A 25,143-nucleotide genomic window follows, 5' to 3' on the forward strand; every position below is an offset into this window, starting at 1 on the left:
CCCCCCCGCCCCCGCCGCGCCCCCCCCCCCCCCCCCCCCCCCCCCCCCCCCCCCCCCCCCCCCCCCCCCCCCCGGGCCCCCCCCCCCCCCCCGGCGGCGCATCAGGCATTGAGGGAAGCCGCGCAACCGTTCCCGATTGCGCGGCTTACAGTGTCAGATTGCACGCTCCATCAAGCGCTTTGCCTTGCCTTCTAGTTCAAGGCGCGCGTCCTGATGAGCCTTGCCACGAGCAAATGCGGTAATGCCCTGCACGAAGTCGAAGATGCTCTCCGGCTTGCGGTTTTCCTCGCCCAGAACAGTTTCAATGATCTTCGAGGCCTCGGATTTGGAAAACCCGCCTTTCCGGAGGAAGGTCTCCCGGTCCTCGTCAGTGCGGGCAACGATCCGCTCCCGCGCCGCCTTAATGCCGGCGACGAATGGCGCGGGTGACGAGTTGGCAAAGCTCGTCAGCGCTGGCGCAGCTTCATGCGCAAAGCGTTGTGCGGCAAATTTGGAATGTCGGATGGTGATCTCCTCGAAATTCTCGACACCCCACAAGTTGCGATTCATGCAGACGGCGCGAAGATAGAAGCTCGCAATCCCAAGCGTCTTGCTCCCCACCTCGCTGTTCCAGCAATAGAACCCCCGGAAATACAAATCCGGTGATCCATCCGGCAGACGTCCCGCCTCGATCGGATTGGTGTCGTCGACCAGAAACAGGAACACGTCGCGGTCACTAGCGTAGAGCGTGGTCGTGTCCTTGGTCACGTCCACAAAGGGATTGTGGGTCATGGTCGCCCAGTCCATCACGCCCGGGACCTTCCAACGCGTGTCACCCGTGCCATTGCCGGCGATCTTCATGACGGCCGCGACCAACTCATGATCCCAGATACGGCCATAGTCCGGCCCGGTGACGGCACGAAGCTCAACGCGTCCGTTGTCGGTCTCCAAGGTTTTCACGAGCTCGGCGCGATGCCACAGCAAGCCGTGTTGCAGGTTAATGGCGGATAGGGCTGCGGGAAGCTGCCGCAGGTAGGATGTTGGCGCACCGACCAGCGTGCACAACTGACCAAAGCTCCAATGGGTCGGCGCCACCGGCTCGTCACGTCCCGACACAGTGAGGGCCAGCCGCTCGGCATTGTCCCGGCTCGCCTCCACTCGGATGGTCCGGCTTTCCACCTTCCGTGCCTGCGCGCGTTCGGCTCGTCCGCGCACTGCCTCATACAGGTCCGGCAGGTTCAAATACCGCTCGTCATCCGGTCGCGCAAACCACTCGGACGACACGCGGCCGATCCGCTGGCCGCGCGATACGTCCACGCGAAAACCGCCGGAAGCAGGCTGTTGGCCTTCTGACAAAGTCATCATGTTCATGGTCATTCTCCTATGGGCTGAGGTTGAAGCGCAGCGCTGCGCTGCAACCCTGCCCGTCGGCGAGACCTGGGGTAGCAAGGGCAAGGGCGGCCGGAGTGGAGGGGGATCACCCGCCTGACAAGGGCGCGCGGAAGCGCGCGTCTGCACGCGCCTGACGACATCGTCGTCATGAAGATTCTTTGCGCGGAAGACCGGGGATACCGCTCCGGCCGGCACGCGAAGCGTGCTTCACCCTTGCCAGCGCGAGGGCGGAGCCCTTAGCAATCTCCTCAAAGAAAAAATGCTTTTCTTCCTGCAAATGGGCGCAAGAAATGCAAAAAAGCCCCGCCTCCGAGGAGGCGGGGCTGAAGATCCCACGGGATCAGTCGCTGTTGCGGCGGGACCAGATCAGGGCGAAGCCCTCGTCGCTTTCGACCTTCACCAGCGAGGCGTAGATCGGGGCCGGGAAGGTCGGATCGTCGAGCTTGACCGAGAGGTATTCGCGATCGGTCTCGCGGGCGGTCTTCTTCCAGGCGGCACCGAGCTCGGTCGTACCGGCGAAGATGCGGTAGTCGGGCGCCTTGTCGTTGTCCTTCTCGGATGCCGCGAACTTTGCCTTGACGTTCAGGGTCAGCGTCTTGATCGAACCGATGTAGCCATTGTCCGAAGCGGTGAAGGTGCCGATGGTAGCCATTGTGGTCTCCGTTTGTTGCTCGGGCCGCGCCCATCGCAGCCTCGATGGCGATCCTTGGCCCGGGGAGCGATCGGCCCGCAGCCTTCAGGCCCGCAGCGAAGCGGAGGACGGCGATAGCCTGCTTTTTTGTCTTCCGCGAGGAATGCCGCCACTTCGCGGCAGGGGAAAAAAGCAGGCGCAGCCATTGCGGGAAGGCGATCGAGGCTCTTGCCGGCCCTCGGGCCTGATCAGCCCATTCGAGGTTGCGTTGGACGCGCCATGAATGAACTGACGGAGACCACCATGGCGGCCGACATCGACGCAGCACAAGGACACAGCCGGATCAATCGGGCACCTGCTGACACCAGCGCATCAACGGCAAAAACGGCGCGTTCCGGCAAACGCTAGCGATCCTGATCGCACTCCCGCGTACGGGGGCGAAGGTGTGCTTGGAATGATCCGTCAGGCAGCGACCTCGATACTCCGGTCAACACCGATCAAAGCTGCCGGCCTTATCACCTGCTGCTGACTGGCGAGCACGACAGAGCAGTGACCTTCGGCTGCCGCTGACGGCGTGGATCAGAGTGATCGAAGTCTGGCTCGTGACGGCCCTTCCATGCTTCGATAGCCGCTGTGCGCAAAAAGAAGCGACCGCGCGCCGGTCAGGCGCGCGGCCGAAATTTAAAGCTGGCCGGGGCCGCTCGCGCGGCCCCGGCTCAATCCTCATTCTGCGGCTTGCGAATACGCATCACCGCTCTGCGTCTCGTTTGGCGCATCTGACTGATCCTTGGGCTTGGTCGTCCTCAGCAAAGACGGCAACCAGTCGGTCGCGGCCAGTAACTGTTCGGCGGCTTCCGCCATATCGACCTTCTTCATATCCACCATACGCTCGGCCGCCTCAACGCTCACGCCTTCGCAAACCGCCTCCAGAATACGCGTCTTGGTGACGCGACTCAGATAACTGCGCACCGTCGGCCGCCAGTATCCGGTCATGTCGAGAGACACGGCTTCCGCCAGCCGGTCGGCTGTTGCCATCGCGTGCGGCCGCCGCTCCCACGGCAGCTGAACCGCATTGACGGTCAATGCGGTGCAATGCGCAAAGAAGGCCATGCGGCTATCATGGTCGAGTTCGGCCACGAAAGTCCAAAGACCAGTGACATCCCGGGGCATCTGCCTTGCCCAATTGGCATGACGATCCGCCCAGGCCTTGCCGGCCGGTGTATCCTCGATCCCTTCCGCATGCCCAGCCAAATCCGTCTTGGCCAGCTGGATGCCGACGACATGCGCATCCGCACCGAGATAGAAGATTTGCGCCGCGAGCGCATGCGTCCCTGCCAGGATCGCGGTTTCGGGCTGTTCGCTCAGATTGAGGCGCAATCCCAAGGTGCGATGTGCGGTGAGGTCCCGAACGAGAATGTCGGACAGCGGGCGGTCGTCCTCTTCCTCGTCGGAGGCAGCTGCCCCCTCATCGCTCTCATCTTGCAATGCCTGGTCACCCGCTCCCTCCGGATCGACGACCGCCGAGGCTCCCGCAGTTTGCTCCGTTTCGGATTGCGGCTTTTCGTCCGCGGGCCGGATGAAACCGCGTTCGATCCGGACGGCACCGTCGTGATTGAGGATCACGAATGCACCGCCACGCGCGACGTCATCGGGGTCGTACGCCTGCCGTTTGGCTTCTAACCGCTCGATCTCGACCTCAAGCTCGCCGAACCGGGCGTCCACATCATCAGGAAGTTCATCGGCCGTCTGGTGCCGTTCGGTGAGGCGGTCGAATTCGGTCTGTGCCACCTCAAGGGCGGACTTGTCTTTCGCCGAAAGCTCGACCGGATGCGGATAGGTCCGCCGCATGCCGTGGGCATGCGGGAAATCGAGATAGGCCTCCGTCCATTTCCATCCCTCGGCCGCCCGCACCGCATCGGCTTCGCGGCCAAGCTTTGCGGTCACCAGCAGATCAAGCAGGGCCACGTCTTCCAGATAGCCGCCGCGATCCTCGGTGAAGAGATCGCGAAGGATCGAGCCCCCTGCTTCGGTATACGCTTCGATACCGACAAAGCGGGCACGGCGGTCGGTGGCGGCCACATGGGTTTCGGTGAGCATGCGACGGATGGTGCTGGCGTCGCGGTTATAGGACAGCCGCTCATAAACACCTTCCTGCCGCGCGTGGTCATCCGTGATGGCAAAGGCCATCAACTGCTCAAGGGCCAGATCGCCGTCGCGGTAGACCTGCATCAGTTTCGGAGAGACCGCGCCCAACCGGAGGCGTTGCCGCACCACATGGGGCGTCACGCCGAAGCGGGCGGCGATTTCTTCCGCGCCGAAGCCGCGCTCTTCCGCTAATTTCTTGAAGGCCTCGAACTGGTCGGCGGGATGCATGTTTTCCCGGGTGACATTTTCGTCAAGGCTGATCTCGTGCGGATCGTTCGCGGTATCCACGATGCAGCGGATGGGTTCGGTCTTCTTGATCTCCTTCCGCTTCACCCGCAGTAGCTGGGCGAGCCGCCTGCCCTCGCCGATGGTCACGAAATAGAGCCCCGTGGCCGCCCCCTCTCCGTCGACCTCCGGTTCAACGACCAGATTTTGCAAAATGCCCTTGGCGGCGATGCTCGCCGCATAGGCCTCGATCGCCGCATCGCTGTGCGGCGTCTTGCGCGCATTCCTCGGGGACTTCTTGAGCTTGTTGAGCGGAATGAGAATTTGCGTTCCGTTCTCGGGGAGTTGTTCAACGTGCTTGGCCGACATGATTGATCTCCTTTTGCTTTCATGGGTGCAGGGCGCACTCCGCGCCTGCGCCCCTGCCCGTCGGCGAGACCAGGGGTAGCAAGTGCCAGGGCGACCCGAGCGGAGGGGAATCGCCCGCCCGAAAGGGCCGCTCGAAGAGCGGGTCTGCACAAGCGCGTGCCTGGATTTCCAGTGTTGAGATTCTGACAAAGCGCGGAAGACCGGGGAGACCGCTCGGGTTGGCGCCGGCAGACCGGCGCTTTACCCTGGCGCGCGCGAGGGGCGGAGCCCCTTAGAGCGAGAGGACGGGACATGTTGGCTGGTGCAAGCCGTGCCCGATAGAAAAAGAGGCACCCGCAGGAGGGTCAGCATAGCGCCGACGCGTAGCGGCGGGACCCGGGACCGAGTGCAGTCGCGAGACCGGTCTAGGAAGGCACCCGAGCGCGGGACAGTGATAGCGACGCCGGCATGCAATGACGGCGGGGGCCCGCGAGCGAGTGCCTCCGGCGAGCGACACATTATTCTGCGCGAGGGATCGAAGCCGGACGGCCGAGACGCTGCGCGGCTCGGTTCAACGAGAGCCCGGTCCGGCACTTGCCGGATGCGCACGAACGGAAAGGAAGAGCTGGGTGGGGGCTTTTCACTCCAAACCCTGAGTTCTCACGATTGCGAATCCCAGTCATGTGGTAGCAGCCGGAACGAATGACAGACAAATCGATTCGCCGTATCAGGAGCGATTCCTATGCTGATGACGAGTGAACGAAGGCCAGCAGTCCGGACGATGCGCGGCTGGGCGATCCAGGTGCTCCAGGAAGCTCGCGCCATCCGCGAGTGCGAGGAGCACGGCTGGATGCAGGACCGCGCCGACCCGCATGCCCGGGAGCGGGCCTTCAATATCGCCCGTGAAGATCCGCCAGCAGGCGTCTCCCCCGATGCAGCGGCGGACGAGATTCGCGACGTGCTGAATTCGATCGGCGATACCTGCCCGGAATGCCCTCCTGACTAGAAGGACCGGCGCCGGGCCTCGACGCCGACCTGGCTCCGATTCAGCGGCCCAGCCGTTTCTCGACGCGCTTGCGCGCGTTGCCGACCTTCCTGACGACCTTTTTCACCGCCGGTGCGGACTTTCCGGTCTTTTTCGCCTCGTACCGTACTTCGTAGTCCTGCCCGCCGGCCACCCGTGCTCGGTCCTGCTTTCGGCCGCGCGCCGTCTTCGTCTTCTTCGCTACCGCCATGGAATCCTCCTGTTGCGACGTCGAAGCAACGCGATTGGGATTCGCAGGTTCCGGAACGATTCGAACTGTGCCAATTTGAATCGGCTGTAGCGTGGAGTTGTCCAGTGGCGTTTCAGCGTCGAAAACCGGCTGCCATCGGCGTCAAGGCGCCCTTCCCCGGCTTCATCGAACCGGCCTTGGCCACCTCGATCGAGAAGGTGCCGTCCGGAGAACGCTGGATCCACGAAATCAAGTTCGACGGCTATCGCGTTCAGGTCCAACTGGCCAACGAGGCGGCGACGATCTTCACCCGCCGTGGCCACGATTGGACGCATCGTCTCAAGAAAGTCGCCCACGATGCCTGGCGGATCAAGGCGACCTCGGCCGTGGTGGACGGCGAAATCGTGGTACCGGCCGCCGACGGCACGACCGATTTCTCGGTCCTGCAGAACGAACTCAAGGGCAAGTCGAAGAGCATCGTGCTTGTGGCCTTCGATCTAATCTATCTGAACGGCCGCGATATTCGGAAACTACCGCTGTTTCAGCGCAAGGCCGAACTCAAGAAGATCCTGAATGGCACCGACATCCAGTTCAGCGAAAGTTTCGACATAAACGGCCGCGAGATGTTCGCGCACGCCTGCAAGCTCGGCCTCGAAGGCGTGGTCTCTAAGGTACGGGACAGCGCCTATCCGAAGGGACGCACGAACGACTGGGTCAAGAAGACCTGCGTGCAGCGGGAGACGCTGACCATTGCCGGTTTCGCACTCGATGGCACGAAGCGGGACGGGCTCTATGTGGGCCGGCGCAAGGGCGACGATCTGGTCTACGCTGGCAAAGTCGACCACGGCTTCGACAAGGTCTCGGCCGCCGATCTGCAGAAGCGGCTTAAACCCCTGATCCGAAAGACCCAGCCCTATGCCAAGCGCATCAACCACAAGGGCATCTGGGTTGAACCCAAGCTTCTGGCCGAGATCGAGTATCGCGCGAAGTCGGCCGAGGGAAAGGTCAGGCACCCGTTCTTCCGGGGCCTGCGGCAAGACCTGTGATGGATGCATTCGATCGCTTTTAGCAATGGGCGGACAAGCCACCGGAAAGTTCGCTGACGATTCCGGCCGAGTTGCATCAGGCCGTCATGGAGCTCGCTCCTGAGGACCGACGCAACCGCGCCGCGGTGAATCAAGCCACAGCGCACGTACAGATCCCGACCGATGAACACTAAAGGGGACCGCGGGCCTTCACGCGTGGGTGCCACAGGCTCGCTATCTAGCCCCGTGCCGCCGTAGTACAGCTTCCAATCGCGCCTTCTCCTTATCCCAGCGGGTTTCTTCGGCCTGCGACCTCTTCTCGAGAGCCTCGACCTCGGCTTGGATGGCCGCGGCCTGTTTCGCGTGCTCCTGCTCGGCCTTGTCCAACGTAGCCTGCGCCTTGTCGACCGCCTGCTGACGGCGTTCGCGCTCCTTCTGCCTGGCGGCCTCTTCCTTGGCCCGTTCAAGCTCGCGGCGCCTCTGCTCCCGTTCGTAGGCGAGAGCGGCCCTCCGCTCCGCAGCCTTGTCGACAGGGCGAGAGGACCGCTTGTTCGCCTTTGAGCCTTTCGGCTTGCGGGCGGCTTTCGTTGGCCGGCCGTCGCCAAGATCGGTGGGCAGTTCGGCATGCTCTTTGAAAGATCCGTCGGATCCGACCGGACGCCTAAGCACGACGCCAGGCTTCGCCATGGTTGCGGCGATGACGTCCGGATCATCGCTTTCCTTGGCCGCGCCCTGATGAAAGAGATTGCTGTCTGCGCCCCACGCTTCGAGCGCCGCTTTCATGGAAGGTACGGCTATCGCCAGATCGAAGAAGCCCAGCGAAGTCTGGTAGGTTTTCAGTTTTCTTGTCATCGGTCTGGCTAGACCTTCCCGCCGGATAGTTGATGTCCTGCAGCCTACGACTTGCTGCCTGACGGAACATGCCTAGGCTTTGAGCGTTCCCTCATTCTTGAAGGACGTCCCTGCAATACGCAACACGCTCTGAAGGATTGGCCCTTGATGAGCCGGACGTCGACCCTGCCCAAGCGCTTGCAGCCGATGCTCGCCACGCTCACCGACGCGCCGTTCGACGATCCCGGCTGGGTTTTCGAGGACAAGTACGATGGCTTCCGGATGATCGCGGAAATCCGGCGGGGCAAGGTTGCGCTCTACAGCCGCAACGGCAAGATCATCAGCCGCAGCTATATCGAGGTCGCCAAAGCGCTGGAGGGCGTGAAGGGCGACGCCGTGATCGACGGAGAACTCGTTGCGATCGGACAAGACGGCGTCTCACATTTCCAGCTGCTTCAAAACGCGCTGCGCCATGAAGCAAAGCTCCTGTATTGCGCCTTCGATCTCATGATCGAGAACGCAGTGGACTTGCGCAAGCAGCCTCTCCTAGAGCGCAAGAAGCGGCTCAAGGCGATTCTGCCGCGCGACAAGCTGATCGCCTTCAGCTCTCACCGTAAAGCGAACGGCACAAAATTCTTCGCCGAGGCCGAGCGGAAGGGTCTCGAAGGCATCATGGCGAAGCGCGCCGACAGCGCGTATGGGTCCGGAAGTCGGACCCCGGATTGGCTGAAGATCAAGACGGCAAAGCGACAGGAAGTGGTGATCGCGGGCTTCACGGCGCCCAGGCGCACCAGGCCGTTCTTCGGCGCCCTGGTCCTCGCCGTGCGGGAGGACGACGCATGGCACTACATCGGACATGTCGGCACTGGCTTCAGCCACAAGGTCCTGGAGGACATCCATGCCAAGCTCATGAAGCTGACGGCCTCAAATTCACCCTTCCCTTCCAAAGTGAAGGACGAGGCCGCCACGACCTGGGTCAAGCCATCGTTGGTTGCCGAGGTCAAATTCGCGGAGTGGACGACCAAGGGCGAACTGCGCCAGCCCGTCTACCTCGGGCTCCGGTCCGACAAGCGGGCGAAGGATGTGGTGCGCGAGCGAGAACGTCCGCGCAAATAGCGCTTCCCTTCGCGCCCAACCGGCAAACGGAGCGAATTAGGCATTCACCTCCTCCGCTGTGAATTTCCTTCGGCACTTAGTCGCCTCCAAGGTCGTGGATTTCCGGTCGCACACCGTCAGGCGTGATTTCGAGGGTCGCAAGCGTGATCGGCAGCTTGAAGCGCCGCGGTCCCGCGCTGCCGGGATTCAGGTAGAGAACGCCACCGACCGTGTCGATCTTCGGCACGTGGGAATGACCGGAGACGATGACATCGATGCCGGCGCCGGGATCGGTCTTCAGGGTCTTCAAGTCGTGCAGAACGTAGATCGACTTTCCGGCCAGGCTTACGAGTTTCGTCTCGGGGTATTGGCGGGCCCACGCGCCATTGTCCACGTTTCCACGAATGGCCGTGACGGGCGCGATATGGCGAAGCGTGTCGACAATCTCGGGGCGTCCGATGTCGCCGGCATGGATGATGTGATCGACGCCCGTCAGCCCTCGTTCCGCCTCGGGCCTCAACAGACCATGCGTATCTGAAATGATTCCAATCCTGAACATCATTTCCCGGTGCCCTCAAACTCGATCGCCAAAAGACGGTCGAGAAATTCTACCTGAGCAGACAGTAACTTGGTCCGCGCGAGCTCGATATCGAACCAATCCGCGCGGTCGACCTCGGGAAAACTCTGCCGTCGACCGCTTCGGGGCGGCCATTCGATATCGAAGGTATTGCTGGTCAGCGCGGCCGGGTCAAAATGGCCCTCGCCGGCGAATGCGATGACGCGCTTGCCTCCCCGCTGTCGGACTTCTCCCAGCGGCAGGAGTGGACCAATCGAAGCGCTCGGGCCAAGTTCTTCGGCAAACTCGCGTCGCGCGACGTGCTCCGGAGGATCGTTGGCATCGATTTCGCCCTTTGGAACGGACCAGGCGCCATCATCCTTGTTACGCCAGAACGGACCGCCGGGATGAACGAGCAGAACTTCGAGCCCACGGGCACCCTTGCGGTAGGCGAGAATGCCCGCGCTCAAAGTCGATCTCCTGGAAGTCTTTTTCCCCGCAGTCATACCGCTCCTATCTTGCCGAGCAACCGAGAGCCGAGCAGGCGAGGAGCACTGAGGCGCGACGACTGGCTAATTGCACAGCAAAGATCGTTCGAAACAGGCCAGTAGTGCAGCGGGCCCCGGATACACCTCGGCGCACCCGGCTTTCCTCAATTCGTCTTCCGTAAAGCCTCCGCAAAGCACGCCGACCGTGCGAACTCCCGCCTTGCCAGCCGCCTCCGCATCGTACGGCGTATCACCGATCGCGACGGCGTCGGCGCCATCGACCTTGAGCTTCTTGAGAACGACATTGAAGATATCCGGCGCCGGCTTTGATTCATCTACGTCGTCGGAAGAAGTTGTGAGGTCCACGAGATCGACGACGCGCGCGATGTCGAGATACATATCGACTTCATCCTTCTTGGCCGAGGAAGCGACCGCGATCCGAACTCCAGCGTCGCGAACGCGTCGCAGCAGGTTCGGGACCGCCGAGAAGGGACGCACAAGCGGTAGATATTCCGATTTGAAACGCTTGCCACGCCACTCCTCCAATTCCTTGCCGTGGTCCCGTTGTTCGTCGACGGATAGAAAGACGGGAATGAGCTTGTCTCCGCCCTTACCGATCTGTCCTCGAACCTTTTCAAATGGGACTATTTTTGCAAATCGAGTACCATTTGGCACAACCCGAGGAGCCCTATGGACATCAGCAACCGGACACAGACCATCCAGCAGCCAGAAGGACCACGCCCATCGTCGCTCGATTTCTTCTTCAAACTCGCGGAAATCTGGGACTTGAGCACCGAGCAGCAGATCAAATTGCTCGGATCTCCCGGCCGCTCGACCTATTTCCGTTGGCGCAAGGATGGCGGCGACGTTTCGGCGGATACCCTTGAGCGGATTTCGCATCTGGGTTCCGTCTATAAAGCTCTCGGGATCCTGCTCGATTCGCCCGAGGCCGCCGTGCGCTGGATCCGCCGGCCGAACCGCTATTTCGAGGGAGCATCGGCCCTCGACGTCATGCTCACCGGCAATCTGAGCGACATCATCAGGGTGCGACAGTACGTCGACGCCCAGCGCGGAGGGTAAGTTTGGAGTATCCGCAAATCTCAGTCGACGACCAGTATCGTCGGTTGATTCCTTCTAAATGGCCGACCATCGACATTTACGAGAAGTTCGGTTCTCGCGAGATGCAGACGTTTGCCGCCGAGCTCGAGACGATCACCAACCCGCGTCTTGCAGCGAAAGCCCGCATCACCGGCGGCGACATTTCGTCCGACTCCAATTCTCCCAGGCTGCAGAACTGGAACCACGCGCCTTTCGCCTATCCTATGCCGGAAGGCACGTATTCGCTTCCGCCGCCGTACTCGGTCCTGGAACTCGCCGCCGACGAGCGGGGCGCGCTCGCTCGCGCGATCATTCGACGCGAGGAATTTCTTTGCCGCACCGACGAGCCGGCTTGCGGTGTCGATATGAGGATGATCACCAATAGGGTCGTCGGGAAATTCGTCGATCTTCGCGGACTGCCGCCCGAGACGTCGCAGACGGCGCGGCGGATGATGGGACAGCGCCTTTACGAGGACGGCGTTCACGGCGTCCTCTTCAAAATGGCCGAACTGCCAGGCAGCGAGTTCATCTGCATCTTCAACAACGAGGTGCTGGTGGACCGCGGCGTCCAAGGCGCCCACTTCCGCTTCCGCTGGGACGGCGAGCGCATCAGTCGCCTTTACGATTTTGCCGCCGACCGCGATATCGATCGCAACGACATCATTGCGCATTCGATGGCGGCGTTGGGGGTGGCTGGATAAGGAGCGCCAACATGCGCACGTGGCTGCTTGTTGCAATTTCGCTGATCGCCGCAGCCTTGTTTGGGCAAGCGCCGGAGTTCGCGCAGCAGTATGCCCAACGCCTCGGCGGAGCCATCGACGAACTCGACCGCATCGTAAGTCACTTCGACGAGGACTCGCGACGCTCGGGGTACGACCGCCCCGGCGCGTTGGCGCTGATGGGCCGAAATCAAGAACAGCTTATCCGCGACCAGGCGACCAGAATGTCGGAGACGATCGATCGCCTGGCCAAGCTGCGAGCGCAGCAATCCGCGATGAGCCAGCCAGGCTCGTTCACTCGCGTCGCCGCCTTTGCGAACGGCTACGACCAGGACATTGCCAGCCGCACCTGGAGGGACTTTCAATTTGCCTTGCCTATCTCGGTCGATTCGGTGCTGTTCATGAGCGCCGGCTTCATCGCCTCGCTTCTCCTCCTTTGGTTGGCGGCAGTCGGACTTGGGCGCCTGGCGAGACGCGAAGCGTCGGCGCAATAGAGCGCAGGCGCGAGATCGAGGCGGACGCCGCAATGAACAACGCAAAGAAGCGGCCCAAAGGGCCTGACATCGGGCTCCATCAGGCAAGGCGTCTATGCCAGCTCGATGAGGGCGAACGATTGGCGTTCATCGCCGAAGGCCTGCCAGTCATCCTGCGGAGTGCACAGGGCTTCTGGACCGCTGCAGAAAAACTTCAGGCGCACAGTCGGGAAGCAAAAGTCCTCGAGAACTATGCGGACGAAGAGGCCGCCAAGATCCTGATCCTGATCGACGCGGTGCGTTGCCCACCAAAACTCATTGCGTCCCGTCTGAACAAGATCGTCGGTTGGTTCTACAATCACCTAGCGCGGTTGATATATGCCGAAGCAGTTTCGTGGAAGCCAACGCACCTTGCCGAGCTTCGCGAACACGTGGATCGGCAACGACACGGGCACTATCTCGAAGGGCACGCCGGCGAATACATCACGCCCAATTGGGCCATATATCAGCGCGAGAGCCTGCTCTATGCCGATGTCGAGGCCTATCAGGACGGCAAACTGGAATGGAGTGCGCCGCGCGATCCACCCTACGGTCATTTCGGATCGTTTCGGCCGCGCGCGCTGCTCGTCGCCGAGGCCATGGAGCAAGTCGGCATGTTCACGCCCGCCGGATTGAAGGCGGTGTCCGATATCTGGGGCAGCCTGGAATACAGGGAGAAAGAAGATCACCACGACGGCAGAAGGCTGACCGAGCAATTGCTGACGCGGTTGCATGCCGAGGGCCTAATTCTGGATACAGCCAACGCTGAACATGCCGGGACACTGTACAATGAGTGGCAGATCCCGATGTACAACCTTGAATTCTCTCTCATCCCAGTATCGCTTGAGGAACTTGAGGCGGAGCAGGAGCGGGAGTTGTGGTCCATGGTTGGCGATCCACGATAGGGGCAGCCGACAGCTCACCGCAACTGGCTGACCTGACAATCCATTCAGTCGCCTCTCAGTCGAAGACCACGGACACTTCCATCGGCGCGAAAAAAAGGGGCGCGGGCAGTTGAGCGACGATCGTGTACCCACACTGCGGACCGCGGTGATCCAGGGCCCCCTGGCGTTCCAGATGCGCCGCTTCGCGGCGGCGCAGGCCAACGACTGCGGTCTCCAGATCCTGAACTTGCCACAGGTCGCCGCAAGGCTCGCCGGTGGTTTCGCGATTCCGGCTTCGGCCGATCAGTTGGAGCCCGCAATTCAGGAGGCGCTCGACGAAGGCGGCTTCGACGAGCTCGAGCGCGTGCGACATCTGCCGGGCATGACGCGGGCGGTGTTCCGGACCCTGAGGAAGATCTGGGCGGCGGACTTCGATCTCTCGGCGCCGGGCCGTGACAGTCACCGCCGCATCGCGGACATGTCTCGGATAGAGGTCAGACTGAAATCGCGCTTGTCTCCGGCAGCGATGACGCCACGGGAACTGCGCGACGCCGCGCTGAAGCGCGTTCGACATGCGCCTCGGATCATCGGTGAGATGCGCATCGAGGGATTGTCCTTTATTGCGCCGGTCTGGCGACCGTTGATCGAGGCGCTTCGCGAGGTCGTCCCAGTCGAGTGGACCGCGCCGACCGGAGCCGACGCCGGCTGGTTCCGTGGCACGATCTCGAGGCTGGATCCGGCCTCGACCAAACAGCCCGCCGTCGTTTCGTGCGCCGACGTCCGCCACGAGGTGGTCGAGAGCTTGAGATGGGCGCGGCAACTCATCGCTTCGGGCATCGCGAAACCCAACGAGATCGCGATCGCGTCGGCTAACACGACGGCGTGGGACGATCACTTTCTCGCATGCTCCGAAGGCACCGGCTTCCGGCTTCATTTTTCCCATGGAGTTTCGGCGCTCGCCTCGCGCGACGGACAACGCTGCGCGGCCTTGGCCGACGTCCTGATGCACGGCTTGAGTCAGCAGCGCGCTCGCCGGCTTTTCGCCGTGAGCCGGGGACAAGGCCTGCCGCCGGACGAACTCCCGGACCGTTGGCTGGACGCCATACCGCGAGGCGCGGCGCTTTCGAGCGTGTCGGATTGGAGGCGCGCGCTCGAAACGGCAGACCGCCAAGCGCCTGGACGAGTTTCCGCCGACGCCACCGTACGCCTCCTGGAGTTGCTCGCGAAGGGACCGGACGCGGCGGACGAGGCGGCGGCGATGTTCCTTCATGGACGCTCGCTCCGGATTTGGCAGGCCGCAACCCGTTCCGCACCGACCGATGCCATCGAGTTGTCGTTGCGGGGCATACGTCTCGCGTCGGATACGGATGCGGCCGATGCCGTCGTGTGGTGTCCGGCCGGCGATCTCGCCGCCGCACCCCGCCCCCACGTGCGGCTGCTCGGACTCACGAACCGAGGTTGGCCGCGGGGAAGCGGAGAAGATCCGATTTTGCCCGACCATGTCCTTCCGGCCAACGCCTCCGACGTCGATCCGGTGTCGCGCGCGGACCGCAGGCATTTCGCCGTCATCCTCGCTGCCGCGTCTGGAAGCGCCGTGCTTTCGCGCGGCCGCCGAGGCCCGCAAGGCGGTCGTGTCGGTCGCAGCCCGCTGCTGCAGAACCGCAAAGAGACCGTCCTTCCACGCGAGCGGATTCCCGAGCATGCCTTCAACCATTCCGACCGGCTGCTGGCCCGCCCCGAAGAGGCAGCCGGCATCGATCAGGTCGGTTCGGCTGGCCGGTGCTGGCATGATTGGCACGTCGAGCGCCTCACGGACCACGACGGATGCTTCCAGCCGGGTCATCCCGCCGTCAGGCGTTCGATCGAGAGGGTTCAGTCGGCGACCTCGTTGCAACGGCTCCTGCGAGACCCGCTGGGATTCGTCTGGAAGTACGCTCTCGGTTTCGACGTCCCGCAGGAGCGCGAGCAGCCGCTGACGATCGCGCCCGACGAATTCGGCAAGCTGGTGCACGAGCTGCTTCGACGCGCCGTCGATGCCCTCGAACCGGAACCTGGATACGCGAAGGCGTCCGACATCCAGATCGAAAACGCGCTCGAGGATGCGAGCAAGGTCGTTCACGCCGCGTGGCCCCTCGAACGTCCGGTCCCGCCGAGGCTGCTGTGGACCAATACCGTCGGCTACGCGAAAGCGATGGCGCTGGCCGGCCTCCTCCGAAAGGACATCAACGAAGACGGCACGCGCAGTTGGACCGAGGTGGCGTTCGGTCAATCCGCCGGCTTCGAAGCCGGTCGCGAACTGCCGTGGGATCCGACGATACCGGTCACAATACGGGGCACGCCCGTTAGTCTGCGCGGCACGATCGACCGGCTCGACATGCGAAGCAATCCGTTTGCGGTCAGGGTAACCGACTACAAAACGGGAGCACCGCCCAAGAACGCGGCCCGCATCGTGATCGGCGGCGGTGCCGAACTGCAACGTGCCTTGTACGCGCTTGCGTGTCGGCAACTGCTCGAAGAAGAACCAAGGGTCTTGGCGAGGCTGCTGTATCTGGCCGGTGAGCCGTTCGAGGTCAGATTGCAGGATGTCGATGCCGCGATCGTCCGGATCGGCGACTTCGTGAGCGAGGTCATGGCAATATTGGACCGAGGAAATGCGGTACCTGGAAGGCTCTCCTACGACAGGTCCAACGACCTTCGATTGGCCTTTCCCGCTTCGCCCGGTTACGAACGTCGCAAACGCATAGCATTCGACCGTGCTGCGGGAGGACTCTCCAAATTCTGGAGCACGCCATGACACCGCGCAACGACGACGGCGACCGCCGCCGCGCATTGACCGAGCTCGATTCGATGCTGCTGGTCGAAGCCGCCGCAGGCACTGGAAAGACGTCGCTGCTCGCGGGGCGGGTGGTTATGCTGCTCGCCGGCGGTGCGGCTCCGAGGTCTATCGCGGCGATCACCTTCACCGAGCTCGCCGCGGGCGAGCTCCGCCAACGGATCGCTCACTACCTCGACGCCCTGCTCTCCGGAACCGTTCCGGACGAAATGCGGTTATGCATTCCGTCGAAACTGAAGGCGGCGCAGCGGAGATCGCTGGAGAAGGCGAGCGAGTTACTGGACGAGTTGACCTGCTCGACCATACACGGCTTCTGCCACGACCTGCTGCTGACCTATTCCGTCGAGGCAGCGATCGATCCGGGCGCAGAAATTCTCGATCGCGATCAGGCCGATTTCATATTCGACGCGATCTTCGATCATTGGTGGCGCGATCGGCTCGACGAGCCCCGTCCGGCCGATGATGCGATCACGGTGGTGGCGCGAAAGGATCCGACCGGAGCCGAGAAGCTCCTGCGCGACTTCGCCAAATCGAGGCGACGCCATCGGAATGCCCGCCCCCTATCGCCCGACCTGGATGCCGACGCTCACCTCGGTTTCGGAGAGAACGTTCGCGAGTTCCGCCGCTGGTACGACCGTGTCGGGGGACCGCGCGACGCCGAAAGCGATATCGCCGATCTCGAAGCGTTGGCCACGCACTTCGAGCGCAGCTTTGCGGCGGGCCTCGACTTCGCGCGGTTGTGGGACGCGGCGCATCCCGCGACGCTGCCCTTGATGCGGTCCAAATCGTTTGATCTCCGCGAATACAGGCGACGTTCGATTTGGAAGCGCGCCAAGGGTGACGTAGAGGGTGGGCCTCTCGCCGACCAGGCTGAACAGCATTATGCGCGATGCCGCGATGCCTACGGAACGCTGATGGGTCGGATCGCAACTGCGATCGTCAGCGTGTTTTCGTCCGAGCTCGACGGACTCCTTGCCGAATACGAAGCGTTCAAGCGGCGAGCGGCGGTAATGGATTTCGACGACCTGCTGTTCACCTGCCGCGAGGTCCTTCGCCGATATCCCGAGGTACGGGCCGCCGCCGGCAAACACTTCTCGCGTATACTGGTCGACGAGTTCCAGGACACAGACCCGGTGCAGGCGGAGATTCTATTTCTTTTGGCAGGATCCGACGGATCTGCCGGTGCTGCTTGGCAGGAGCGTCGCCTGAGACCTGGCCAACTCTTCCTGGTCGGCGATCCCAAGCAGGCCATCTACCGCTTCCGGGGAGCCGATCTCGCCACCTACCTCATGGTGCGGAACGCGATCGAGACCCAGTTTCCCGACAACATACTTCGGGTCACGGCGAATTTTCGCTCGAGACCGCGCATCCTCGAACACATCAACGGCTGCTTCGCGGGACCGCTCGCTGCGCAACAGGCGGGGTACGTCGCGCTGCAGGGCACGAGAGACGACGCCGATTACGGCTTTCCGAGCGTCGCCAAAGTATCCGTCGATCTGTTGCCGAACACCCGAATAGACACTAGCCGGGACGAAGAGGCTCGCGCTGTCGCCGAGATCTGCAGCCGCCTGATCGGCAACGTCGAACTGAAACTGAACAACGGCGGCAGCAGGCGCCTGACGCCGGGGGACATCGCCCTGTTGGCGCCCGTCTCGACCGAGCTGTGGCGCTACGAGCGAGCCCTCGAGGAGGCCGGACTACCCTTCGCGTCGCAAGCCGGAAAAAACCTCTTCAAGCGGCAGGAGGCCCAGGATCTAGTCGCGCTGGTGCGAAGTATCGTCGACCCGCGCGACACGCTGGCCTTGGGTGCCCTTCTGCGAGGGCCCCTGGTGGGTCTCTCCGAGCAGGATTTGCTCACGATCACCGCGAGCCTTCCCGTTCCGCCGGGCAGCGAGTCGGCCCGCCTCTCGCTAAACACCGACCCGACGATCGTACAGAACGATCTCGCGCGAGAGGTGCTCGGCATATTGCGCGATCTTCGGCTCCGGCTGCGCGTCACAACGCCTGCGCTGCTGCTCGCCGAAGCGATCGAACGGCTTCGCGTGCGCGCTATCGTCGCCGGACGCAGTGCGGATCAGGCCGCGCGCTCGCTCGCCAACGTCGATGGTCTGCTCGAGCGCGCCGGAAACTATGGAGTGCGCGGGTTCGTGCAGTTCGCCCGGGATCTGGACGAAGATTGGTCAGCCGGCACCGGCTTCGCCGAGGGCATCGTCGAAGCGGACGGCCGATCCATCGAGATCGTGACAGTCCATAGCTCAAAAGGCCTTGAGTGGCCGGTCGTCATTCCTATCAACCGGGCCTCGATGCCGCGTCCGCCCGAGCCCTTCGTGTACCGCCGGAGCGACGAGAGCCTGCACTGGGCGCTCGGTCAGGTGACGCCGCCCACGCTGGAGAGCGCGCTGCAAGGAGAGAACCAGGAAAAGCGCGACGAGAACCTTCGGCTACTCTACGTGGCTTGCACGCGCGCCATGGAATTGCTCGTCATTCCCGACTTCTCCTGGTGCGACGAGAAGTCCTGGGCGAAGCAGCTCGACTTCGGGCTCGACGACATCCCTGAACTGGACGTCTCGAAGCTTCGTCGCGCTGTCGTCACCACACCTAAGTCGAGCGAGAATCGACAGTCGGCGGAGGTCTTCGCCGAAGAACAGTCGCGGATCGAGCGAGGCTCTCCGCCGATTGTATGGATCAAACCCAGCGAGAGCGATCCGGATGTCCTGTCGACGCAGCTCCCGGATTCCACCGAAGATGGAGCGCTCGACGCCCTGGTGCTGATCCAGGGAAGTCGCCTGCGCGGCATCATTCTGCACAAGCTCATGGAGGAGCTGGCGACCGGAGAACTCGCCGCGATAGCAAGCGATATAAGAGAAAGGGCTCACGACCTTTGCCGGCAGCTCGCCACGGACGCGACGCCGAACGGCAAGCCCGATCCCGACGAGATGGCAGACACCGCCCTTCGCACCTTCACCCTGCCCGAATTACAGCCGTTCATTCATCGGCTCGTTCCGGAAGTGCCGTTGTATGGCGCAACGAGCGCTGGCGCCAGCGGACTGATTTCCGGGCGCGCCGATGCGGTCGCTCTGGCAGACGACGGCGATCTGGTCGCGTTCGATTGGAAAAGCGACGTTGCGCCGAGCGGACGAGATCGCATGGCCTATCGAGAGCAACTCGGTCAGTATCTTCATGTCTTGGGCGCACAGCGCGGCGCGATAGTGTACATGACATCTGGCCGCATCGACTGGATCACCGCGAAAGGTTGAGCGGGCAGGCCGGCACACATCGCGTAGTTCTCATCGACGAATTCCGTCCGCTGTTCCGGACGCGCGTCCTTCTGCCAGCGCCTCGAGCAATCGATCGTCGAAAATAGCCTTCCCTTGAGAATTTTCCGTCTCGCGTCGGCAACGGCGAACCAAGCCGCACGGTCGATCTCCGGAAAGGCCCGACGGCGTCCGGAACGTGGCGGCCACTCCAATTCGAAGGTGTTGCTGCGGATGAGCGCGGCATCCCAATCGCCTTCGACGGCCCACGCCTGGACGACCTTGCCGCCCGGTTGCCGTGCCTCACCGAGTGGCAAGAAAGGTCCCTCGGGGTTGTGTCCAGTTTCTTCGGCGAATTCGCGCCGGGCGGCGGACAGCGGCGCTTCATCGGCGCCGATCAGACCTTTCGGGATGCTCCAGGCTCCGTCATCCTTGTTCTGCCAAAATGGTCCGCCTGGATGACCGAGCAAGACTTCGAGATCGGTGGCGTGTCCTCGAAACAGAGTAGCCCCGCGCTTTGTGGCTTACGCGAAGCCATCGCGCACGCTAGGCTGACTTCCGCTGCGGCTTGGACACCGACTTCTTAGCGGCGGCTTCCTTCGGCTTCTTGCCGGCGATCGGCATCAGCATTTCCTTCTGGCCGGCTACCGCCTTGCGCGGCTTCTTGGCCGACTTCTTCGGCGCCTCTTTCGCGGTCGCCGCTCCTCTAATGCTTTTGCGCAGCGCGTCCATCAGGTCCACGACGTTCTCGCCCCGAGGACGTTCTTTCGCGGTGACGGTCTTGCCGGCTCGCTTCTGGTTGATCAGATCGATGAGGGCTGTTTCGTACTGGTCTTCGAACTTGTCCGGCTCGAAGTGACCCGCCTTCTGATTGACGATGTGTTTGGCGAGATCGAGCATGTCCTTCGTGACCTTCACGTCCTGAATGTCGTCGAAATACTCCTTCTCGGAACGGACTTCGTAGAGATAGCGCAGCAACGTTCCCATCAAGCCCTTGTCCAACGGATCGAGTGCAATGATGTGCTCCCGATTGGTCAGCACCACGCGACCGATCGCAACCTTGTTCATCTCCCGGATCGTTTCACGGACGACGGCAAAGGCGTCGTGACCGACCTTCCCATCCGGCACCAGGTAGTAGGGACGGATCAGATACCTCGGGTCGATTTCGCTGCGGTCGACGAACTCGTCGATCTCGATGGTCCGCGTCGATTCCAGCGCGACGTTTTCGAGCTCTTCCTTCGTCACCTCGATGAAGGTGTCGGTGTCGACCTTGGCGTACTTGATGCGGTGCCCGGTCTTCCGGTTGAGCTGGTTGAAAGAGACCATTTCGGATTCCGACGTGGCCGGATAGAGCGCTACCGGACAGGTGACGAGTGAAAGACGCAGGAAGCCTTTCCAGTTCGCGCGGGGCGCCATGACGGGGAACTCCAATACTGGTGCTGGATTCAAGACGATCCGCCCGGCTTGGTTCCGACATCGGGGCCATCCTAACGGGATGATTTTTTCTCAGCGACCATCGTAGCCGGACTCGACTTCTGTTCACTTTATGTTCTAATTCGGAATGACCGACCGACCCGCGAGCTGGCGCATGCCGACCCCGAAGCAGATGGAAAAACTGGCCGCTGAAGCCGCCCGCAGGCCAGCTCTCCCCGCGGCGACTCAAGATGCGCCGCTCCCGGCCGAATACTGGGAATCGGTCCTCAAAGACCCGCGCGCCGAGGCGACCGGAGCCCAGATGCGGCAGCGGCGTCTTTCGGAAATTCAGCGCCACGTCCTGCGCATCTCCTGCCGCCGCTGCGAGCGAACCGTGGAAATCCAGACCGCCGATGCAGTCCGATTGTATGGCGGCAACGCGGTCTGGAAGGACGTCGCGCAGCGGCTGCTCGACAACACCTGTCAGCAGCGCACCGGGAGGCATGAAGAAGACGGGTGCTGGCCGGCGTTCGAGACGCCGTAGCCCGCTCTGGATTGCCGATCCGATCTCTTTGCGCCTGGATGTCCGGATGGCCCCGAAGTATCACCCTACGCCCCTGTCGGGCGGCGACCGAAAGGCTCTGGCGAAAGAGCTCGGCAAGGCGCGGGCAATCGCCAACATCCTGGCTACCCGATCGGCGGAGGCGCGATCGAAGGGGGAAGCGCTCATCCAGCAGGCCGACAAGCTGCTATGCGAGAGTTGGAACGAACGCATGTGGTCAGACGGAGAACCGATTGATCCGTCCCCGACAATCGACCAAGCGGTGAATGGCGGCTTCCCTTGGCTGGAGATCCAGTGCGCGCGCTGCAAGACGCCGAGCGACGTTGATCTCGCGGCGATGAAGCATCCACCGACCACCTTCGTGCACGATCTCGCCAGCCGGCTGCGCTGCCGCAAATGCGCCAAGGCGGGCCGGCGTCCTTCCGCGACTCTGCTACAACTGGCCTCGCAGCCGCGCCACCCTCGGACCGAAGCCTGACCGATGTGCTGGTGTGGACGGCCTCTCATCCCCACGGTTTGATGGCGCTCTCGGCGTCACAGAAAGATGAGAGGAAAGTCTAATGAATATTCCCGTTCGTATCGGCATGGATACCTCGAAGTCGGTGTTCCAGCTTCACGGTGTTGATGAAAATGAGGTAGTGGTTGTCCGGCGCCAATTTCGGCGAGCTGAGATGATCCGCTACTTCGAGCGGCTTCCGCCGGTTCTCGTCGCCATAGAGTCTTGCGGCAGCTCGCACCATTGGGGGCGCCTGCTCCAATCTTTCGGGCACGAGGTAAAGCTGATCCCTCCTCAATACGTGAAGGCTTACGTGAAGCGCGGCAAGAACGACGCGGCCGACGCCGAGGCACTGTGCGAGGCGGTCACCCGGCCCAGCATGCGGTTCGTACCGGTGAAGTCGAAGGAACGGCAAGCGGCTTGCATGTTGATGACTGTGCGGGAACGCCTGGTCAGCGTGAAGTCGCAGCTCTCCAATGCTTTCAGGAGCTATGCCGCTGAGTTTGGTATCGTCGGGCCCGCCGGCCAGCAGAACGTCGCGGCACTCATCAAACGTGTGCTCGAAGACGAAAGCCTGCCGGAAATGGCGCGGGATCTCTTCCGCCTTCAGGCTGACGAGTATGCCGCGGTCCAAGCTCGCCTGGCGAAGATCGAGGCCAAGCTGATGAAGTGGCATCGCGAGGATGACATCAGCAGGCGTATTGCGACAATTCCAGGCGTCGGTCCGATTGGGTCGTCGATGCTCAGTATGAAAGCGCCGCCGCCGGAGACGTTCAGATCGGGTCGCGACTTTGCGGCGTGGCTCGGGCTGACACCCAAGGATCATTCAACTGGCGGCCGGCAAAGGCTCGGCGGCATTACAAAGGCCGGAGATTCTATACTGCGATCGACGTTGATCGTCGGTGCAACCGCACTGCTGAGGCATATCCGAAAGGGCCGTCATAAGCCCACACAATGGCTCGCTTCGCTGCTGGGGCGAAAGCCGCCAAAGTTGGTCGCGGTGGCCTTGGCAAACAAGTTTGCCCGCATCGCTTGGCGCCTGATGATATCGGGTGGCGTGTACAAGCAGCCGGTAGCCGCCATGCCGACTTGATCTGAAATCGGCCCGCGAGCAGGTTGCTCGGCGGATTGCCCACGAACTTGCAGGACGCAGTAGATGGAAGGACCGATCGGTCGATACGCGCGAGCTTCCGAAGATTACACTGGCACTAAGAATGTCGCCCATGTGCTTGGAGCGTGCGTAGCGAACACCATCTCGGCCAGCGGGCTTTGTCCGCGCAAACAGGCCGGACATCTGATAGCAAGCGATCTGGCCAAAAGTCTGCTACAATCCTGACAAGTGGGGGGCCGTCCACATCTGCAATCTCTACTCGATCACGACCAACCAAGCCGCGATCAGCGCGCTGTTCCGCGTCGTGAACCGATATGTTGGTAATCTGGCGCCGATGCCGGGGGTTTTTCCCGATTACAAGGCACCCATCGTGCGCAACGGGGCCGAGGGCCGCGAACTCGCTACGGCGCGATGGGGAATGCCGTCGTCGTCAAAAGCGCTGATGGACGCCACCAAGAAACGAGCCGAGAAGCTGCAGGCCAAGGGCAAGACCGTCGATTTCAAGGAGCTGCTACGGATGGAGCCGGACGGTGGCACGACCAACATCCGCAACGTGAAGAGCAAGCACTGGACGAGATGGCTGGGAGCCGAAAACCGCTGCGTGGTGCCGTTCAACTCGTTCAGCGAGTTCGACAAAACCGAGGGCGGTGATATCTGGTTCGCGCTCAATGAGACCCGGCCCCTCGCCTGCTTCGCCGGCATCTGGGCCAACTGGACGTCTGTCCGGAAGGTCAAGGAAGGCGAGACGACCAACGACATCTTTGCGTTTCTCACGACGGAGCCGAACGCAGAGGTCGGCGCCATCCACCCGAAGGCGATGCCGGTGATCCTGACGACTGCGGACGAAGTCGAAGCCTGGATGACGGCCTCTCCGGACGAGGCCCTGAAGCTGCAGCGGCCGCTTCCGGACGACACGCTCCGGATTGTCGCCCGCGGCGTCAAGGAAGATCCTGCCGGGCCGGCGACGTGACCGGCGAGGACGAAGACGACCAGGCAGCTTCCCCGGGACGCCAGCGGAAGATCATCCACGTCGATATGGATGCCTTCTACGCGTCGGTCGAGCAGCGGGACAATCCAGATCTTCGCGACAAGCCGGTTGCCGTCGACGGATCCCGGGAGCGGGGCGTCGTGGCGGCAGCCAGCTACGAAGCGCGCAAGTTCGGCGTCAGGTCCGCCATACCATCGCTTACCGCGAAGCGGCAATGCCCAGACCTGATCTTCGTGAAGCCGCGTTTTGAGGTGTACAAGGCGATCTCCCAGCAAATACGCGAGATCTTCGCCGAGCACACCCCGATCATCGAGCCGCTGTCGCTGGACGAGGCCTACCTCGACGTGACCGAAAATCTGCAGAGCATTCCGTTGGCCAGGTACGTCGCGTTGGCGATCCGTGCGAAGATCAAGGAGGTAACTGGCCTCAACGCTTCGGCCGGTATCTCCTACAACAAGTTTCTGGCCAAGCTCGCCTCCGACCACCGCAAGCCCAACGGCCAATACGTCATCACGCCTGAGATGGGCCCGGCATTCGTAGAGACCCTTTCGGTCGGTAAATTCCATGGCATTGGGCCTGCGACCAGCACCAAGATGAACGCCCTCGGCCTCTACACCGGCCTCGACATGCGCAATCAGTCGCTCGAATTTATGCAGGCCAACTTCGGCAAAGCCGGCGAGTACTACTACTGGATCTCGCGGGGCGTCGACAACCGTGAGGTCCGCGCCGACCGGATCCGGAAATCCATCGGCGCAGAAAACACATTTCCCACCGACCTCACCGACTTCGACGCCATGGTCGTCGAACTCGAGCCACTCATCGACAAGGTCTGGCGGCACTGTGACGACAAGGGCGCGCGGGGGCGTACGGTTACCCTGAAGATGAAGTTCAACGACTTCGAGATCATCACGCGCAGCAAATCCGTATCGCGGTCTCGAGCCGCAGCGAATTGGAATATCTGTCTGTCGGTCTCCTGCAGGGCGAGATGCCGATCCCAAAGCCAGTCAGGCTTCTGGGGGTCTCGTTGTCCGCGTTGCACGGCGAATTCCAGGCCGAGCCGCAACTCGGTCTGCCGATCTGACGGTGAGATGGACGACCACGGCCCACGCATCGGTCGAGCAACGGGACAATCAGAAACTCCGGTGTAAACCGGTTGCCGTCCACGGATCCCGCGAGCGCGGCGATGTGGCGGCCGCGGAATTTCGCCCTTCGGAGTCGCTGATACGGAGCCAGCAGGGCAATTTGTTGATCAAACAACGTCCCAACTAGTCGTCCGTGAACAAGGCTCTAAGCGATTGAGCAGGAGTCAGTTTTCCGGTTGCGGCGGCATTTGAGATTGCAGGG

The 25,143-nt window shown here is 62.4% G+C and carries 24 protein-coding genes and 1 pseudogene; 15 read left to right on the forward strand and 10 right to left on the reverse strand.

Annotated elements, in window-relative coordinates:
• Window positions 1–153 precede the first annotated feature (153 nt).
• Window positions 154–1,344: a DUF932 domain-containing protein gene (locus AC0L3P_RS37005; RefSeq protein ID WP_473309059.1), complete on the reverse strand. Its 1,191-nt coding sequence runs from the start codon at window positions 1,342–1,344 to the stop codon at window positions 154–156.
• 367 nt (window positions 1,345–1,711) lie between these two features.
• Window positions 1,712–2,023 carry a DUF736 domain-containing protein gene (locus AC0L3P_RS37010; RefSeq protein ID WP_473309039.1) on the reverse strand — a complete coding sequence of 104 codons (312 nt, stop codon included), beginning with the start codon at window positions 2,021–2,023 and terminating at the stop codon, window positions 1,712–1,714.
• A gap of 258 nt (window positions 2,024–2,281) precedes the next feature.
• Between AC0L3P_RS37010 and AC0L3P_RS37015 the strand changes: the two genes are divergently transcribed.
• On the forward strand, window positions 2,282–2,410 hold the full coding sequence (locus AC0L3P_RS37015) for a hypothetical protein (RefSeq protein ID WP_473309040.1): 129 nt from the start codon (window positions 2,282–2,284) through the stop codon (window positions 2,408–2,410).
• Window positions 2,411–2,725: 315 nt separating this feature from the next.
• On the opposite strand, the gene AC0L3P_RS37020 is transcribed toward AC0L3P_RS37015, so the two are convergent.
• Entirely contained in the window at window positions 2,726–4,741 is a 2,016-nt protein-coding gene (locus AC0L3P_RS37020; protein WP_473309041.1) for a ParB/RepB/Spo0J family partition protein, read from the reverse strand.
• A 721-nt stretch (window positions 4,742–5,462) separates the two neighbouring features.
• On the opposite strand from AC0L3P_RS37020, the gene AC0L3P_RS37025 reads away from it, so the two are divergent.
• Window positions 5,463–5,726, forward strand: coding sequence for a hypothetical protein (locus AC0L3P_RS37025; protein WP_473309042.1), 264 nt, complete (start codon window positions 5,463–5,465; stop codon window positions 5,724–5,726).
• Window positions 5,727–5,766: 40 nt separating this feature from the next.
• On the opposite strand, the gene AC0L3P_RS37030 is transcribed toward AC0L3P_RS37025, so the two are convergent.
• Window positions 5,767–5,955, reverse strand: a complete 189-nt coding sequence (locus AC0L3P_RS37030) for a DUF3606 domain-containing protein (protein ID WP_473309043.1) — start codon at window positions 5,953–5,955, stop codon at window positions 5,767–5,769.
• 104 nt (window positions 5,956–6,059) lie between these two features.
• Between AC0L3P_RS37030 and ligD (AC0L3P_RS37035) the strand changes: the two genes are divergently transcribed.
• Entirely contained in the window at window positions 6,060–6,980 is a 921-nt protein-coding gene (ligD, locus tag AC0L3P_RS37035; protein ID WP_473309044.1) for a non-homologous end-joining DNA ligase, read from the forward strand.
• Between the two features lie 213 nt (window positions 6,981–7,193).
• Here ligD (AC0L3P_RS37035) and AC0L3P_RS37040 read toward each other — a convergent pair whose 3' ends face one another.
• Window positions 7,194–7,811 carry a cell envelope biogenesis protein TolA gene (locus tag AC0L3P_RS37040; RefSeq protein WP_473309045.1) on the reverse strand — a complete coding sequence of 206 codons (618 nt, stop codon included), beginning with the start codon at window positions 7,809–7,811 and terminating at the stop codon, window positions 7,194–7,196.
• Between the two features lie 147 nt (window positions 7,812–7,958).
• Here AC0L3P_RS37040 and ligD (AC0L3P_RS37045) point away from each other — a divergent pair, with 147 nt between their 5' ends.
• Window positions 7,959–8,906, forward strand: a complete 948-nt coding sequence (ligD, locus tag AC0L3P_RS37045) for a non-homologous end-joining DNA ligase (RefSeq protein WP_473309046.1) — start codon at window positions 7,959–7,961, stop codon at window positions 8,904–8,906.
• 76 nt (window positions 8,907–8,982) lie between these two features.
• Here the strand turns inward: ligD (AC0L3P_RS37045) and AC0L3P_RS37050 are convergent, their stop codons facing one another.
• From AC0L3P_RS37050 to AC0L3P_RS37060, 3 genes are all read right to left on the reverse strand, one after another.
• Window positions 8,983–9,447, reverse strand: coding sequence for a metallophosphoesterase family protein (locus AC0L3P_RS37050; protein WP_473309047.1), 465 nt, complete (start codon window positions 9,445–9,447; stop codon window positions 8,983–8,985).
• Window positions 9,444–9,947 carry an NUDIX hydrolase gene (locus AC0L3P_RS37055; protein ID WP_473309048.1) on the reverse strand — a complete coding sequence of 168 codons (504 nt, stop codon included), beginning with the start codon at window positions 9,945–9,947 and terminating at the stop codon, window positions 9,444–9,446. Before AC0L3P_RS37055 ends, AC0L3P_RS37050 begins: the two co-directional genes overlap by 4 nt.
• A 66-nt stretch (window positions 9,948–10,013) precedes the next feature.
• Entirely contained in the window at window positions 10,014–10,604 is a 591-nt protein-coding gene (locus tag AC0L3P_RS37060) for an HAD family hydrolase (protein ID WP_473309049.1), read from the reverse strand.
• A gap of 15 nt (window positions 10,605–10,619) precedes the next feature.
• Here AC0L3P_RS37060 and AC0L3P_RS37065 point away from each other — a divergent pair, with 15 nt between their 5' ends.
• The 6 genes from AC0L3P_RS37065 to AC0L3P_RS37090 all read left to right on the forward strand — a co-directional run bounded on the left by AC0L3P_RS37065 (window position 10,620) and on the right by AC0L3P_RS37090 (window position 19,232).
• On the forward strand, window positions 10,620–11,009 hold the full coding sequence (locus tag AC0L3P_RS37065; protein WP_473309050.1) for an antitoxin Xre/MbcA/ParS toxin-binding domain-containing protein: 390 nt from the start codon (window positions 10,620–10,622) through the stop codon (window positions 11,007–11,009).
• Window positions 11,010–11,011: 2 nt separating this feature from the next.
• Window positions 11,012–11,728, forward strand: a complete 717-nt coding sequence (locus tag AC0L3P_RS37070; RefSeq protein ID WP_473309051.1) for an RES family NAD+ phosphorylase — start codon at window positions 11,012–11,014, stop codon at window positions 11,726–11,728.
• Between the two features lie 11 nt (window positions 11,729–11,739).
• A complete protein-coding gene (locus tag AC0L3P_RS37075) occupies window positions 11,740–12,240 on the forward strand; it encodes a DUF2937 family protein (RefSeq protein WP_473309052.1) in 501 nt (166 codons plus the stop codon).
• Between the two features lie 32 nt (window positions 12,241–12,272).
• A complete protein-coding gene (locus tag AC0L3P_RS37080; RefSeq protein ID WP_473309053.1) occupies window positions 12,273–13,163 on the forward strand; it encodes a hypothetical protein in 891 nt (296 codons plus the stop codon).
• A gap of 172 nt (window positions 13,164–13,335) precedes the next feature.
• Complete coding sequence (locus AC0L3P_RS37085) at window positions 13,336–15,936, forward strand: PD-(D/E)XK nuclease family protein (RefSeq protein ID WP_473309054.1); 2,601 nt, start codon at window positions 13,336–13,338, stop codon at window positions 15,934–15,936.
• On the forward strand, window positions 15,933–19,232 hold the full coding sequence (locus AC0L3P_RS37090; protein ID WP_473309055.1) for a UvrD-helicase domain-containing protein: 3,300 nt from the start codon (window positions 15,933–15,935) through the stop codon (window positions 19,230–19,232). Before AC0L3P_RS37085 ends, AC0L3P_RS37090 begins: the two co-directional genes overlap by 4 nt.
• On the opposite strand, the gene AC0L3P_RS37095 is transcribed toward AC0L3P_RS37090, so the two are convergent.
• Together AC0L3P_RS37095 and ku are read right to left on the reverse strand one after the other, a co-directional pair.
• Complete coding sequence (locus AC0L3P_RS37095; RefSeq protein WP_473309056.1) at window positions 19,154–19,699, reverse strand: NUDIX hydrolase; 546 nt, start codon at window positions 19,697–19,699, stop codon at window positions 19,154–19,156. The two genes, AC0L3P_RS37090 and AC0L3P_RS37095, sit on opposite strands and share 79 nt — an antisense overlap.
• A 76-nt stretch (window positions 19,700–19,775) precedes the next feature.
• A complete protein-coding gene (gene ku, locus AC0L3P_RS37100) occupies window positions 19,776–20,645 on the reverse strand; it encodes a non-homologous end joining protein Ku (RefSeq protein WP_473309057.1) in 870 nt (289 codons plus the stop codon).
• 145 nt (window positions 20,646–20,790) lie between these two features.
• Here ku and AC0L3P_RS37105 point away from each other — a divergent pair, with 145 nt between their 5' ends.
• From AC0L3P_RS37105 to dinB, 5 genes and pseudogenes are all read left to right on the forward strand, one after another.
• Entirely contained in the window at window positions 20,791–21,186 is a 396-nt protein-coding gene (locus tag AC0L3P_RS37105; RefSeq protein ID WP_473309058.1) for a hypothetical protein, read from the forward strand.
• Between the two features lie 46 nt (window positions 21,187–21,232).
• The gene (locus AC0L3P_RS37110) at window positions 21,233–21,682 is read left to right on the forward strand and encodes a hypothetical protein (RefSeq protein WP_473309060.1); all 450 of its coding nucleotides are present in this window, start codon (window positions 21,233–21,235) and stop codon (window positions 21,680–21,682) included.
• 82 nt (window positions 21,683–21,764) lie between these two features.
• Window positions 21,765–22,793, forward strand: a complete 1,029-nt coding sequence (locus AC0L3P_RS37115) for an IS110 family RNA-guided transposase (RefSeq protein ID WP_247766646.1) — start codon at window positions 21,765–21,767, stop codon at window positions 22,791–22,793.
• Window positions 22,794–23,055: 262 nt separating this feature from the next.
• Window positions 23,056–23,781: an SOS response-associated peptidase gene (locus AC0L3P_RS37120; RefSeq protein ID WP_473309061.1), complete on the forward strand. Its 726-nt coding sequence runs from the start codon at window positions 23,056–23,058 to the stop codon at window positions 23,779–23,781.
• Window positions 23,782–23,846: 65 nt separating this feature from the next.
• Window positions 23,847–24,880: pseudogene (dinB, locus tag AC0L3P_RS37125) on the forward strand (DNA polymerase IV).
• The last annotated feature ends 263 nt before the right edge of the window (window positions 24,881–25,143 follow it).

Source organism: Bradyrhizobium sp. WSM4874, from assembly GCF_055811835.1.